At 39.7% G+C, this 14,172-nt stretch carries 19 protein-coding genes; 6 read left to right on the top strand and 13 right to left on the bottom strand.

The window, feature by feature from the left end; translation table 11 throughout:
* Positions 1–139: 139 nt before the first annotated feature.
* On the top strand, positions 140–733 hold the full coding sequence (locus FTU09_RS12820) for a hypothetical protein (protein WP_096902561.1): 594 nt from the start codon (positions 140–142) through the stop codon (positions 731–733).
* Between the two features lie 84 nt (positions 734–817).
* Here the strand turns inward: FTU09_RS12820 and FTU09_RS12815 are convergent, their stop codons facing one another.
* The 5 genes from FTU09_RS12815 to FTU09_RS12795 form a co-directional block, all read right to left on the bottom strand.
* Positions 818–1,528, bottom strand: coding sequence for an SGNH/GDSL hydrolase family protein (locus tag FTU09_RS12815; RefSeq protein WP_096902562.1), 711 nt, complete (start codon positions 1,526–1,528; stop codon positions 818–820).
* Between the two features lie 163 nt (positions 1,529–1,691).
* Positions 1,692–2,435 (bottom strand): SDR family oxidoreductase, encoded by a 744-nt coding sequence (locus tag FTU09_RS12810; protein WP_180080502.1) that lies wholly within the window; start codon positions 2,433–2,435, stop codon positions 1,692–1,694.
* Positions 2,436–2,445: 10 nt separating this feature from the next.
* A complete protein-coding gene (locus FTU09_RS12805; protein ID WP_004973573.1) occupies positions 2,446–3,144 on the bottom strand; it encodes a histidine phosphatase family protein in 699 nt (232 codons plus the stop codon).
* Positions 3,141–4,262: a phosphotransferase family protein gene (locus FTU09_RS12800; RefSeq protein WP_180080500.1), complete on the bottom strand. Its 1,122-nt coding sequence runs from the start codon at positions 4,260–4,262 to the stop codon at positions 3,141–3,143. The genes FTU09_RS12805 and FTU09_RS12800 overlap by 4 nt, the downstream gene beginning before the upstream one ends.
* 131 nt (positions 4,263–4,393) lie before the next feature.
* Positions 4,394–5,635: an acyl-CoA dehydrogenase family protein gene (locus FTU09_RS12795; protein WP_004973568.1), complete on the bottom strand. Its 1,242-nt coding sequence runs from the start codon at positions 5,633–5,635 to the stop codon at positions 4,394–4,396.
* A 93-nt stretch (positions 5,636–5,728) separates the two neighbouring features.
* On the opposite strand from FTU09_RS12795, the gene FTU09_RS12790 reads away from it, so the two are divergent.
* On the top strand, positions 5,729–6,646 hold the full coding sequence (locus tag FTU09_RS12790; protein WP_104851971.1) for a LysR family transcriptional regulator: 918 nt from the start codon (positions 5,729–5,731) through the stop codon (positions 6,644–6,646).
* A 104-nt stretch (positions 6,647–6,750) separates the two neighbouring features.
* On the opposite strand, the gene FTU09_RS12785 is transcribed toward FTU09_RS12790, so the two are convergent.
* The 5 genes from FTU09_RS12785 to FTU09_RS12765 all read right to left on the bottom strand — a co-directional run bounded on the left by FTU09_RS12785 (position 6,751) and on the right by FTU09_RS12765 (position 10,897).
* Entirely contained in the window at positions 6,751–7,242 is a 492-nt protein-coding gene (locus tag FTU09_RS12785) for a hypothetical protein (RefSeq protein WP_004973565.1), read from the bottom strand.
* A gap of 375 nt (positions 7,243–7,617) precedes the next feature.
* Complete coding sequence (locus FTU09_RS12780) at positions 7,618–8,001, bottom strand: type II toxin-antitoxin system HicB family antitoxin (RefSeq protein WP_180009042.1); 384 nt, start codon at positions 7,999–8,001, stop codon at positions 7,618–7,620.
* 2 nt (positions 8,002–8,003) lie between these two features.
* Positions 8,004–8,192, bottom strand: a complete 189-nt coding sequence (locus FTU09_RS12775; protein ID WP_004973562.1) for a type II toxin-antitoxin system HicA family toxin — start codon at positions 8,190–8,192, stop codon at positions 8,004–8,006.
* Positions 8,193–8,324: 132 nt separating this feature from the next.
* On the bottom strand, positions 8,325–9,719 hold the full coding sequence (fumC, locus tag FTU09_RS12770) for a class II fumarate hydratase (protein WP_180080497.1): 1,395 nt from the start codon (positions 9,717–9,719) through the stop codon (positions 8,325–8,327).
* Between the two features lie 173 nt (positions 9,720–9,892).
* Positions 9,893–10,897, bottom strand: a complete 1,005-nt coding sequence (locus FTU09_RS12765) for an SDR family NAD(P)-dependent oxidoreductase (RefSeq protein WP_096902815.1) — start codon at positions 10,895–10,897, stop codon at positions 9,893–9,895.
* A gap of 60 nt (positions 10,898–10,957) precedes the next feature.
* Here FTU09_RS12765 and tusD point away from each other — a divergent pair, with 60 nt between their 5' ends.
* The 4 genes from tusD to FTU09_RS12745 all read left to right on the top strand — a co-directional run bounded on the left by tusD (position 10,958) and on the right by FTU09_RS12745 (position 12,440).
* The gene (tusD, locus tag FTU09_RS12760) at positions 10,958–11,326 is read left to right on the top strand and encodes a sulfurtransferase complex subunit TusD (RefSeq protein WP_154320742.1); all 369 of its coding nucleotides are present in this window, start codon (positions 10,958–10,960) and stop codon (positions 11,324–11,326) included.
* A 43-nt stretch (positions 11,327–11,369) separates the two neighbouring features.
* Positions 11,370–11,720 (top strand): hypothetical protein, encoded by a 351-nt coding sequence (locus FTU09_RS12755; protein WP_004973555.1) that lies wholly within the window; start codon positions 11,370–11,372, stop codon positions 11,718–11,720.
* A gap of 65 nt (positions 11,721–11,785) precedes the next feature.
* Positions 11,786–12,070 (top strand): DsrH/TusB family sulfur metabolism protein, encoded by a 285-nt coding sequence (locus tag FTU09_RS12750; protein ID WP_004973553.1) that lies wholly within the window; start codon positions 11,786–11,788, stop codon positions 12,068–12,070.
* 58 nt (positions 12,071–12,128) lie between these two features.
* The gene (locus FTU09_RS12745; RefSeq protein WP_026438386.1) at positions 12,129–12,440 is read left to right on the top strand and encodes a TusE/DsrC/DsvC family sulfur relay protein; all 312 of its coding nucleotides are present in this window, start codon (positions 12,129–12,131) and stop codon (positions 12,438–12,440) included.
* Positions 12,441–12,471: 31 nt separating this feature from the next.
* Here the strand turns inward: FTU09_RS12745 and FTU09_RS12740 are convergent, their stop codons facing one another.
* From FTU09_RS12740 to FTU09_RS12730, 3 genes are all read right to left on the bottom strand, one after another.
* Complete coding sequence (locus tag FTU09_RS12740) at positions 12,472–12,960, bottom strand: helix-turn-helix domain-containing protein (RefSeq protein ID WP_004973550.1); 489 nt, start codon at positions 12,958–12,960, stop codon at positions 12,472–12,474.
* Positions 12,961–13,158: 198 nt separating this feature from the next.
* Positions 13,159–13,617 (bottom strand): hypothetical protein, encoded by a 459-nt coding sequence (locus tag FTU09_RS12735; RefSeq protein WP_257226863.1) that lies wholly within the window; start codon positions 13,615–13,617, stop codon positions 13,159–13,161.
* Positions 13,607–13,984, bottom strand: a complete 378-nt coding sequence (locus FTU09_RS12730; protein WP_004973545.1) for a hypothetical protein — start codon at positions 13,982–13,984, stop codon at positions 13,607–13,609. The genes FTU09_RS12735 and FTU09_RS12730 overlap by 11 nt, the downstream gene beginning before the upstream one ends.
* Positions 13,985–14,172: the final 188 nt, after the last annotated feature.

The raw sequence follows: 14,172 nt of genomic DNA, 5'->3' as shown, positions 1-14,172 counted from the left end.
ACTGGCAGTACTTTTATAATCATGAACGACCTCATATGTCAGTAAATGGTTGTCCACCTATTTTTAAACAATAACAAGGCTTTAGATTTTCTACCCATTAATTCAATTAAAAATGGGGGTATTACCAAGGGACGCAAAAATGAAAAAAAATATAGTTGGACTAATCGTGTTTTCATTTATATCCATGTGTACATTTGCTGCGACTAATGGAACATATTCCATTCAAAATGGATATTATTCAATTGATGCGAGATTTGAAGAAAACAAACTTGTAATTGTTGAGCCGAATAAGACATCAACCTACCTAAAGAATAGTTCTGGCGATTATATTTTTACGAATCCTACAAACAATATCACCTATGGTATGCGCGTGTTGGACGATAAAACTTTAGAAGCTTTTAAACCAGGTGTTCCAAACTCGTCGACTATCCTAACTTTGAAATCTTCAGCACCAAAGGTTCAATCAGCCTCAAATGATGGTAAAAGCAATCAAATGAAAGCACTCGCTGATAAATATTTTAAGCTTGCAGAAACAGATAGTGATAATGTTCATACTTGGGCAAATTGTGCATCGGTAGCTTTGGCGTATTCAAGTCTGTCTATGGACAAAGCAAAAGAAATGGAGCTACAGGCAGCAACTTTAATTAAGTTAAGTCAATCGCCTGTAGCAAGCACATCTCCTTGCTCTGAAGTAATATCTAATAAGACTTGGATGTCCGCTCCAAGCTATTAATAAGCAAAGTTAAGTTAAGCAAAAGCCCACTATTAGCGGGCTTTCTTATACGCATTACCGAGTTTTACATCATAAGAATTCTACCTAAAACCGTTCTAAAATCATCTCCGCGACTTCTTTGCCCCAAATTTGGTAAATTTCTTTACTTGGATGAAAACCATCTTTTGCCATTTCTAAATTCATGGATTGATATTTTCGAATATCATATTCAATCCACTGCATATCTTCTTGTTGTGCAATCATTTTTTCTAATTGTAAGTTCATTTGTTTTGCGTATTGTCCAAATAGCCAAGACAAGGGATTAGGTAATGCAGGAAATAAATGCATTGGTGGAACCCCCGTAGCAATGATTAATTCAGGTTGGAATTTCGCTTGAATAAGTTGATAAAAATGTTGCTGTTGTTTAATCCAAGTCTGTGCCGACATTAAGCGTGTTACATCGTTGACACCAACAGAAGTAACCACAACATCATATTTTTGATTTACCAGTTTTTTCGTTTTTTGAATGACTTGTGAGGTAGTATCTCCAGACTGCGCCTCTAAACGCCAATGTACTTGGTACTGATGCTGCAAAGCAGAAATCACCGCACCTAAAAGCGCATCATTTTGATGTGCTACCCCAACGCCTGCAGCGGCAGAATCGCCTAAAATCAATAATGACAGCGTTTGCCCTTGCCCTGTAATACCTTCTCGTGCGCCTTCGGCTTCAGGCAATCGGATCGTGTTCTTTTTAACACGACTTCCCTGAATCACCAAAGCGGGAATTAAGGCAAGGGTTGCTGTTCTAAGCCACATCACATTTCACTCTTAAATACGAAAACCGAAAATACAAATTTTAAACCCAAACAAAAGTAGAGACTCAAATATAAAAATAGCATCGTGTCATTTAAAAGTGATTGCATTCATCATCAGCTTTAAATTTCAGGATGCTATTCAAATACTATGATATCGCTGCTATTTAGCCGAGTTTATTGACCAATTTTAATGGTAAAACTTTCATAGCTAAGCCCAATGGCAACCATGGCCATTTAGGTACATAGGCTTTAATTGGCGCTTTTTCAATTTCTGCAGCAAGTAAGCGTGAACCTGTTTTTTCATCAACTTCAAAAGGCAGTTTTTTTGCACCTTCGTTGATTTCGGTACGAATATAACCAGGGAAAATAGTCGTAACTTGAATAGGTGTATCAATTAATTCTGCACGAATTCCTTCTGCTAAATGTGCTACTGCAGCTTTACTTGCACCGTAAGCAGTAAGATGTTTTGGCATACCACGAATGGCACTCATAGATGAAATCATCACCAAATGCCCTGAGTTTTGCTCACGGAAAATTTCAACCGCGGCTTCACACTGCGCCAAAGCTGAAATAAAGTTGGTTTCTACTGTGGCTTTGTTGATGGCAAAATTACCTTTACCAATGCGACGTCCTTCGCCCACGCCTGCATTGACAATAATGCGGTCAATTTGTCCAAAGTTTTGTTTAAATTCACGAAACACCTGAAACACCTGATCATAATTGGTGACATCCAGCGTTTTTGCAATAACACGAATACCAAACTGGCTTTCCAGTTCTTGTTTCAGCGTTTCCAAACGCTCTAAACGTCGGGCGCAAATTGCAAGGTTATAACCCATTTGAGCAAATTCACGTGCCATACCCGCACCAATACCTGAACTTGCACCTGTAATTAGAATTGTTTTTGTCATGGTTTGATCCTTAAATCCAAGTCAATAAATTTGAGTTTTCAGCTTTAATAAAATGATGTTCATTCAAGCTTAACAGTTGTGGTTCACTGCCGACCAAACGTAAAGTGGTGATACTTGAGTTAGTAATTGCCCAGTTCAATGCAAAGGTTTTATTGGGCGTTAAGCCTAAAATTTTACCTGCAGCCACAGAAATCACACCACCAGAAGTAAATACCACAGCATATCGTGGTTGTTTTTGGGCTAAGTCATCACATAAATGCTGCAATGCATCTTCGACACGCTGTTTAAAATGCGGCCAAGATTCTTCATATTCATGGTGATATTCACCGCCCGTCCAGCGTTCTATCGCACCTTCAAAAATTTTTGCCAAATATGCACGAGGATTGACCTCTTTGGCGACATCTTCTTTCATCAATTCAGGTTGATTAAAACGCGGTTCATACTGCGCGAAAACCTGTTGATGATTAAACTCGTTCCATGCACTGTCGGTATGAATTTCGACCTCAGGAAAACATTCTGCCAAAGCCAGTTGTGCAGTTTGCTGATGGCGCTGCATTGAACCAGCCACCACATAGGGTGCTTCTTTTAAAATGCGATCAAAATAACGTCCGAGCAATTTGGCTTGTAACTCACCATTAGGCGAAAGTTGATCATAACTTTCTGCCCCAAAAGATGCTTGCCCATGACGAATTAAATAAATGGTGGTCATTTCGGCATCAATTCCTTAAATTTGGCGATATATTTTTGTGCTAGTTCATTTGCTTCCAGTTTTTGTAAACCAATTAACTTTAAGGCACGAATATGCAAAGCATGAATGACAATCCAGAAATCCTTAAATGCAGGATTATTGGTTTGCTTATGGAAATAACGATAATAAATTTGCTGGGCGATCACCGCTAAACGGAAAATTCCAAACACTTCATAGAATGTCCAGTTATCGGTGCTCAAGCCTGTTTTTTGCAAATAATAGTCCACCACTTGCTGACGTGTGAGCATGCCTTTTAAGTGCGTTGGTTGACGACGGGTGGCTTTAAAAATTTGATTATCGGTATCTTCAACCCAATATGCCAAAGCCGAGCCTAAATCCATGAGTGGATCGCCCAGTGTTGCCATTTCCCAGTCCAAAACGCCAATCACTTGAGTCGGATGTTTCGGGTCTAAAATCACATTATCAAAACGCCAGTCGTTATGAATAATGCAGGTTTTTGAATCTGCAGGAATATGGTCTAACAACCATTTACGCACATATTTAAAAGATGGCACGTTGATGGTATGTGCTTTGGCATAGCGTGCATCCCAACCTTCTACCTGACGTCGGCAATAACCATCACCTTTCCCTAATTTTTCTAGCTCAGTTCCTGCATAAGGTACTTGATGCAGCTCAATCAGTTTATCAATGACATTTACACAAAGTTCATGTACTTGAGTTTCGCTAAAATCAAGCTCTGGTGGCAATTTTGCACGTGGAATAATACCTTCAATGCGTTGCATCACGTAAAAATCACAGCCAATTACAGATTCATCCTGACACAAAGCCACCATTTCGGGTAATACAGGATAAAATGGTGCTAAATTCTTTTGCACATGATATTCACGTGCCATGTCGTGGGCAGATTTGGCCTTAGTACCTTTAGGTGGACGACGTAAAATTAAATCGGTATTACTATACTTGAGGCGATAGGTCCAGTTTGATGCACCACCTGAATATTGTGTGACTTCTACGGGTTCAACGACTTCTACATTTTGTTGTTTTAACCATGCCGTGACCGCCTGAATATCGAGCTCTTCGCCATCGCGTACTGTGCCGCCTACATCAATAACTGACATTATTTTTCCCTAATTTTCTATCTTTTTAAATCTAGCATAAATTTTCTGCGTTCTCTTAAGATGTATTGGCAATATCAACAATATTGCCAAATACCATGCAAGAGAAACAGGAAAAAGTGTGCGCTAATGCCTTATTTTTTACGACTGCTACGGTAGCCACGTTTTGCCAACTCGAGTTTAGCAATCATGCCTTTATGTACTTCATCAGGCCCATCGGCAAGACGTAAACTACGGGCTTGTGCAAAGAAACCTGTGAGCGGCGTATCTCTAGACACGCCTGCACCACCATGAATTTGCATGGCCATATCTACCACTTTTTCCAAGACACTTGGTGCAACCACTTTAATGGCAGAAATTTCAGTCAATGCCGCCATATTACCTAAAGTATCCATTTTATAGGCTGCATATAGGGTTAATAAACGCGCCTGATCAATGGCAACACGCGCTTCTGCCACACGTTCCAAATTACCACCAAGTTTTAAAATTTCCTTACCAAATGCGGTACGGCTCATGCCGCGATCGATCATCAATTCTAAAGATTTTTCGGCTGCCCCGATGCAACGCATACAATGGTGAATACGCCCCGGACCTAAACGACCTTGTGCAATTTCAAAACCTTGTCCTGCACCGCCAATAAAGTTGGCAACAGGCACACGCACGTTATCAAAACTGACTTCGCCATGACCGTGTGGCGCGTCGTAATCACCAAATACAGGTAACATGCGTTGAATTTTAACGCCCGCAGTATCCACAGGGACTAAAACCATAGAGTGTTGATGATGACGGTCTTTGGTTTCATCGGGTGTATGCGCCATAAAAATAATAATTTTGGCATTTGGATCGCCCAAACCTGAAGACCACCATTTACGACCATTCAAGACAATTTCATCGCCGTCTACGACTGCTGTTGCCTGCATATTGGTCGCATCACTGGAAGCCACTGCAGGTTCAGTCATACAAAACACAGAACGAATTTTACCTTCAAGCAGCGGTGTCAGCCATTCTGCCTTTTGTGCTTCAGAACCATAGCGCCATAAAACTTCCATGTTGCCGCTGTCGGGTGCATTACAGTTAAATACGGTTGGCGCAATCAAACTGCGTCCACTCAACTCTGCAATGTGTGCATATTCTTGTACCGACAAACCTTGTCCTAATTCTGGACAAGGTAAAAACATATTCCATAAACCTGCAGCTTTGGCTTTGGCTTTTAATTGTTCTAATTGTGCTGGCCATTGCCATTTAGTCCAGTCACCACCCTGATTTAATTCGTGAACTTCTGCCCAGAATTCAGCTTCAATCGGCTCAATTTCTTTGGCAATAAAGGCTTTGGTACGTTCTATATAGTCTTTGGCGCGTGCAGATAGCTCAAACATGGTTCAAATCCCTTAAAATATTGTATTCATTGCTTTACAACACCTTAACTTGAAAAGTAATATGAACAAAATGATTTAATTCAATAAAACACTATGAATCATGTTCATAACAATGCAAAAGTTGATCTTACCGTTTTTCATCGTTTAGACATCAATTTATACCCGATGTTTGTTGCAATTTATGAGCAGCGCAGTATTTCCAAAGCTGCACAAATTTTGTGTATTAGCCAATCTGCCGCCAGTCATGCTTTGCAGCGTTTAAGACAACATTTACAAGATGATTTACTGGTGCGAAGTGGCAATAAAATGCTGCCTACGCCTTTTGCCGAGCAAATTTATCCGACTATTAAAAATGCCTTGTTGGCGATTCAAAGTATTGCAATACAGAAACAGCAATTTGAGCCGAATATGTTGCAATCGCTCAAAATTGCTATCCATGATGAAATTGAACCGATTATTTTTCCTAAATTGGTGGCGCATTTTCAAAAGTTGAACTTGGATATTCAATTTCTGAGCCACAAATTAGACCGCAAAACGGTTTTGGCAGATTTAGCAACACAACAAATTGATTTTGTAATTGATTTAGAACAAAACTTTGGCGATAAAATTCAGTTTCAATCCTTAGTTCAAGACCAATTTGTGGTCTGTAGTTCACAACAAGAAATGAATACTGCACTTTATTTATCTTCTGCACATATTGGGGTTTCATCACGGCGTACTGGTATGTTGCTAGAAGATATTTATTTGCATCAAAAGCAATTATCACGGCAGGTTTTTTTACGTTGTCAGCACTATTCTACGGCGTTACAGATTTTACAGCAGCATCCCCAAGCCATACTAACTATTCCTAAAATGATTTTAAAGCATTTGAATATGAGCCAAAAATTGAATATTTTTGATGTGCCTGTAGACTTGCCTGTAATTAATATGGGGATGTATTGGCATAAAGATTTACAGGAAAATTCAAGGCATTATTTCTTAAGAGAGGAAATTTCTAAAATCTTTGCTTAGGCTATTTTGAATTAATCTTGAATTTGCAAGTGGTTGCTAATCGTCTTGTATGATTCTATAAAAAATAAAAGCCGCCGAGACAGCTTTTTAATATGGGTTTGTTCTTAAAACTTCGCTTCCAATACTTTTGTAGATACTTTGCCTTTCCATAAATCACGCAAAATTGGCAAATAGAACTTTTCACCTACTTCTACCAATTCAGCATCAATTAAGGCATGTGTTTCATGCATAAATAAGTAATCTAGCTCCACAGTTTGTAATTGTTGTTGTGCTTTGGCGAAATCTTTACGTTTTTGTTGGGCTTGTTTCACTAACTGATCTGCAAATGTCTTGCCCTTGAACTGACTGAGCGCATTTAAACGTAATTCAATCACGCCCCACCCACTGAGCAGCAATTTAAATAACTCTAAATCTGCAGTGGTTGATTCCCACGTCATTTCTTCCAGATTTTCATTTTCAGGCAATACAGGTAGTAAAAGCTCCATTACACTTGGAAAAATCTTTTTAAAATTCAAGATAAATTTAACAGGCTGCTCACCCGGGTAATCTTTAAATTGCACGTGTTGCTGAACATCTGTTAAATAAATTGAGAGCATTGAAAATTTCCGTAGTTAAGATATTGAGTTGCTTATAAAAAAATTAAATTTTGCAAAATAAATGCAAAACTTTAGCAAAACAGTATTTTGAAGTATTGCGTATTCTAGCAATTATGGCAGCTTAATCAATGTAAGTTGAATAAGGAACGGACATAAAAGAAAGCATCTAAAAGTGGTTAATGCGACTAAATGACGGGTTTTGAACTATTACATTTAGATAGCACCTTGTAGCAGCCTATTCTGCCGTTATGCAAATTATGTCTTTACACCAACACATAAATTTAAAATCGTATTAGGATGAATTACCCCTCTACATTCAAATTAGGTGCAATAGAAAACCCAGCATTTAGGCTGGGTTTAGTATATTTTACTTGATTAATGCAACGCCATTTCCGCGCTTTTAGCTAAGAATGCCGAACGGCTTAAATGTTGTTTTTTTGCAACAGCATCAATACGTTTCACTAAAGCTTCTGGCATGCTGATATTAATACGAATAGACTTTGTATTTACTTTTGTTGTATCAATATCAACTAACAACCAAACCCCCCCCTCAAATCGCTCATCACCTAACCATTGCTCTGGGCTTGATGGTTCTGGTAACGGAATATCTTCACCATCAAAGTGAACTTCAACCGCTTCCTGTGCCATGCGCTGAATATCTTGCATCTCATCTGCTGCGCTAAAGCATCCATCAAAGTCAGGAAAGGTTAAACCGTATGCGCTATCTTCATCTTTGTGAACATATACTGGATATAACATTTTTACCTCCACTCCCAACCAGCCTGTTTATATATATTGCGTAGAGTTCCTATTGGCATATCTTTACGTGGATGTGGTACCACAACATGTCCAGGCTTTTCAGGATGCTTATACTTTTCATGGTCGCCTTTACCACCCACTTTGTACCAGCCTTCCTGCTCAAGACGCTTAATAATGTCTTTGCTGTTCATTGTGTAATTATACACAACATAATTTTAATAAGAAAGAATACTTCAAAGTTTCACTGATTTTTATAAACAAAGTCTGTGTCTACCTCGCATCATGTGCAGACAAACACAGACCTTGAATTTGTTTAAAACTGATTACTTGGTATTCGGTGCAATCATTTGTTCAGGACGTACCACTTCATCAAACTGCTCTGCTGTGACCAAATTCAGCTCTACTGCAACTTGCTTTAAGGTTTTATTTTCCTTATAAGCTGTTTTAGCCACCTCCGCTGCATTCTCATAACCAATTACAGGATTCAAAGCGGTCACTAACATGAGTGAATCATGCAAAAAGTGATCTATTTTTTCACGGTTTGCTTGAATGCCAACGGCACAATGCTCATTAAAGCTATTGCAGGCATCACCCAAGAGTTGAATAGATTGCAATAAGTTATATGCGATCACTGGCATAAATACATTCAGCTCAAAATTACCCGATGCACCTGCCACGTTAATCGTGGTGTCATTGCCCAATACCTGTGCAACTACCATGGTCATCGCTTCGCTTTGTGTTGGATTAACCTTACCCGGCATAATACTTGAACCAGGTTCATTTTCTGGAATACGCAACTCACCAAAACCACAACGCGGGCCACTGGCTAACCAGCGAATATCATTGGCAATTTTATTTAAACTCACCGCCAAAGTTTTTAATGCACCCGAAGCAAATACTGCAGCATCACGCCCTGCCAAAGCCTCAAACTTATTTGGTGCAGTCACAAAAGCTAAGCCTGTAAGCTGTGCCAATTGCTCCGCTGCCTGTACCGCATAATCAGGATGTGCATTTAAGCCTGTACCGACTGCTGTACCACCAAGCGGCAACTCATACAAGCCTGTTAAAGCCTGTTCCAAACGCTTTAAACTATGATCTAATTGAGATACATAGCCACTAAATTCCTGCCCTAAAGTTAATGGCGTTGCATCTTGTAAATGTGTACGTCCAATTTTGACAATTTCAGAAAATTCTTCACTTTTGGCATGCAACGTATCACGCAAACCCATTACTGCAGGAATGAGCAGTTCATTAATTTGCAAACTCGCTGCTACATGAATTGCAGTTGGAAAAGAATCATTGGTCGATTGGGCGCGGTTGACATGATCATTCGGATGTACAGGCTTTTGTGCACCTAAAGGATTCCCCAGTTTTTGATTGGCGATATTGGCAATCACTTCATTACAGTTCATGTTACTTTGCGTACCCGAACCTGTTTGCCACACCACCAAAGGAAATTGACTGTCCCACTGCCCTGCAATGACTTCATCTGCTGCACCGACAATGTACTGCGCCAACTCTTGAGGGATTTGCCCTAAGTTTGCATTGGTTATTGCCGCAGCTTTTTTAACCAAACCCATAGCGCGAATCATGGCGCGTGGTAAACGCTCATTGCCGATTTTAAAATTTTGTAAGCTGCGCTGAGTTTGTGCGCCCCAAAGCGCGTCATTCGGAACTTCAACCTCACCCATGGTGTCATGTTCAATACGTGTTTGCATGTTCAGCCTCATTCCTTCGTGATTTCAATGATGTCATGTGCTCTTATCTCGATCTTATAAAAAACAGACAGCCTAGTAAATGATAATTATTATCAATAATTCCGTTGCATTGTATCTGTTTCAGCTATGAGGCTTCGTGAATCGCATCTCAACGAATTTTATAGCGCTTACTTTTAATGCTTAAGCGTATTTTGATAAAAACGCCATTCATCCTCTAGCATTTTTTCCAGACTACGTTTTGGCTGCCAGTGTAAATATTGTTGTGCCTTATCTACGACTGCACCTAACTGATCTAACTCAGGATATTCATAATGAATTGCAGGAACTGTAGCAATTTCAGTGTCAGTGACTTCACTAATACGTGCAAGTAATTGTTGAATTGAAACCACTTCTCCCGCAATATTAAAAGCTTCACAGCTATGCGTTTGCTCAAATAACCAATGCAGGCTTGCAATCACAGCATCACAGGCATCGAGTACGTGCACAAAGCTACGTTCTACAGTTTGATCTGCAGTATTAGCTTGCTGACGTAATTCAATCGCTTCACGCTGCTGTACTGCGACTTGCATCGCCAAAGGAATAATATTTTTAGGTAACGGAGCAACGACTTCACCTAAAATGCCGTGTTCAAATGCACCTGCTATATTACTCAAGCGCAAAATAGCAATATTCCATTCATTATCGGTTCTAAAAGTATCGCGGATGATTTCTTCAACCATCTGCTGAGATTTCACATACGGATTGGCATAGGTGTAATTAAAACTCTGGCTTTCTTCCAGATTCAATCCTGACTTGCCATAGACCGCTATACTTGAAAGATGCACTAAACGACGCACACCTGTACGTTGCATGGAACGCAATAAACTCATAATACAACTGACGTTATCGTTATAATATTCCAGTGGTTTAAGTACCGATTCTTCTAAAGATTTAAACCCTGCACAATGCACCACCGCAATAATCGAATATTGTTCAAAAACTTTGTTCAGCGCAGGCGTATTTCTTACATCCAGTTTGGCAAAAGGCACATAACGCCCTGCAATATATTCAAGTCGCTCTAAGGTCTGCATACTTGCATTGGATAAATTATCTACAATAATAACCTCTTGCCCTTGAGCCATTAGGCTTAATGCAATGTGTGAGCCTATAAAGCCTAAACCACCAGTCACTAAAATCATTTATACTACCTTTTTTATAAAGTCTGAATGCGCCTTGGCACATTGCATTAGTGAATTTTGATGAGCACCTTATTACTAATAACCTCCGCACCAACCTCTATTCATGCATGGCATGCACTCGGTCTTGCTCAAGCCTTACAACAGAAAAATGAGGCTTTTCGTGTGTTTTTTTATCAAGATGGCGTTGCTGTAGCGAATGAGTTGCAATGGGTACCCGATGATCAACGCAACCTCAAAACAGAATGGCAAAAATTGTCTATTCGTTTACCCGTATGTGTAAGTGCCGCACTGGCACGTGGTATTAGCGATGCAGACAATGCCAAACGCCATCAACTGAGCCAACACAATTTAGCCGCAGGCTTTGAATTGGTTGGCTTGGGCGAACTGGCCGATGCAGTGCAAAGCACAGAACGCCTGATTCAATTTTAAGCGATTCATTTTGTAAATCTGTTGCATTTAAAAGGTAAATTGTGTGAAAACTGTACTCGTGGTTTTACGTCAGGCCAATTTAAACAGCTTACAAGTGCATGAAAGCTTGTCTGCAACAATGGTACTGGCAACTTTTGGTTGTGAAGTCAAAGTATTATTACAAGATGCGGCATTAAGCCTATTACAGTCGGAACTGGCATTTGATTCACTAAAACATGCTTTTAAAGTGGCATCCAATTTGGTCGATAGCTTTGAGTTTTATGACCTCAGCCCAATTTTGATTGAAAATAAACATGCTAACTCGCCGTTTATCAAAAATACGGTACATGAGATTGAATGGGTGGAACTGAATCGGGAGCTGATTCAAACCTTTGATCGAGTTTTATATTGGTAGGCTGATCGGTGGTTTAACAATCTGATTGATCATTTGACCATATCTAAACATCTAAAGAGAAAAACATGTCTGACGCAAATTTATATTTAATCCAAGCGAGCTTTGATAGCACCGCAACAATTTTAGCAGAGCTAAATGCCTTGTATGCTCCGCAAGACAGCGTTGTACTTATGGGTGATGCGGTATTGCATCAGCAACATCCACTCTGTGCCCAGCTAGACAAAATATATGTACTGGAAAATGATGCAGAAATATTGAATGGTCATTTGGCGGAAAATGTACAGCCGATTAATTATGCAGCTTTTGCAACGCTGTGTTTAGCACATCAGCGCTGTATCAGCTTAAAATAGCAAGCCGTAATGATATGAAACCAATGCAAAGCATTTTTAAGGGTGAATGAAACAAGAGATGACACTAGAATTAGATCAAGATGGACATTTGCTGGATTACACTGTCTGGAATGAACAAGTGGCGCAAGAATTGGCGCAAAGTTTAGAGCTTGAACTCACAGCTTGGCATTTTGAAGTTTTGCACGCTGTACGCCAATTTTATCAGCAATTTGGACACTCACCTGCAACCCGTCCTTTAATCAAATTTTTAATGAAAACTGTAAGCCCAGAGATTAACAACGCTGTTTTGCAGGAAAAATTTAATACAGGTTTGGTGGCACGGCATTTAAGTCGTTTAGCGGGTATTCCTAAACCAGCCAACTGCTTATAGACAAACTGTTGCTGATTAATACAGCACTGATTTAGGCTTGTTTTAAATTCTGCTGTGCTTGGATGTACTGATAATACACTGGGGTAAAATGTGGTTTTACTTGCTTGGCATGCAGTTCTTCACCACATTCCGAACATACCACGACAGGTTGAAACGTCTTAGCACAATTTTTATGGATGTATTCCACAGGCTTACCTAAACCTTGATCCATCCATTTATCTGCCCAATTTGCCATAGACAGCATTAAGGGATAAAGCTCCAAGCCCTTCTCTGTCAATTTATATTCAAAACGTTCTTGGCGCTCTACATAAGGCACTTTGACTAAAATTTCATGTTCCACCAAACGCTTTAAACGATCTGACAATACATGCCGCGTTACGCCCAAATGTTGTTGAAAATCATCAAAGCGACGCATGCCCATAAAGGCATTACGAATAATCAGCATCGTCCAACGGTCACCAATCACCGACAAGGTTCGTGCAATCGAACAAGGCTGCTCGCCAATTTCATCCCATTTCATCTATGTCGCCTATCCCTCAGTTCACTACCTGCAAGTTAAAAGATTCTACAGTCTTTGCAAAGTTAGTTTTGCATGAAAATTGATAAAAAATGAAGTATGACTTCACAATCTGCTTAAAAGGAATCCCCAGTTTTTGGGGTTTTATACGCCTGCATCTTCAATCTTTAAATTTGCTATTCACTTATAAGGCAGATCACACTATTTAGATGTAGCTCCTGCACAAAAAACTTGTTCAGTCATACCTGAAGCCGTGAAACTGTTGTGCTGCTGTTCTAAATAACGCTTTGCCACCATTAACATCACAGGTGCAGGATACAAGTTTGGATTGTACTCGGAAATTTCAGCAATATTTTTATAGGCGTGATAGCGTGCACAAAATGCCTGTTTTTGTTGTTCTGCCGTTGCTTGGCTCGTAGGATCATCCAATATTTTTTTGCTGTCATTCACAATTTGCGTGTATTGATTTAACAAATCTTGATATTGTGTTTGGGTCAACCCATTGGCTGTATGTGAAATTGTAATAGGTGTAGATGATGCTTCAAGTGCCAACTGCTGCGCTTGAATACCTTGTGCCATTACGCTCAGACTTTGCAGTCCAAGCATAATGCTCACCGATATTTTTGCCATGTTCGACATGCGCATAAGCTTAAGACTCATCGCCTTCTTTCCAGACATCTTCATAGTCATCAGCATCAATCATAAAGCGGTAGCCTTGTTCTAAAGCCAGATATGGAAGCACGTCAGGCAAAATATCTTGCAACTCGCGCACAGGCATGGTTTCAAAGTTCACGTCATCTTCACCCAATTCACCGCCATAAATGTACCACGCGACTTTTTCTTCACCTTCTGGCGCTTTACGCAAGCCCACAAGTGGATCTTTATTTAAGGTCTGGACTGCAACTGCGACAACATCATCGCCACTCACAGCAATATAGGCTGAACCAAATTCTTCACAGAGCAGTTTTTGTTCTTCTATCAACTCTGCCAAGGCTGAGTTTTTTTGCTTTTGCTGTGGTTTAGACATGACAATTCTCTAAGATAAGCTGTGAGTATTCTAACGAGATTGTACAGATAGAAAATCTTTATTTTTATCCACTGGAGCGAAAAACCTCGTGGTTCAGCACGAGGATATAAGCGACTGGAGTAAACCATATGAACGACACGAAATGTCGTTTTAAATACTTGTACTATAGTCACTATTAAGAAAAATAC

It is taken from the genome of Acinetobacter sp. YH12058 (assembly GCF_013419805.1).
Lineage (GTDB): Bacteria > Pseudomonadota > Gammaproteobacteria > Pseudomonadales > Moraxellaceae > Acinetobacter > Acinetobacter towneri.
Note: the sequence above shows the minus strand (reverse complement) of the source record. Positions and strands in the feature narration are given on the sequence as shown.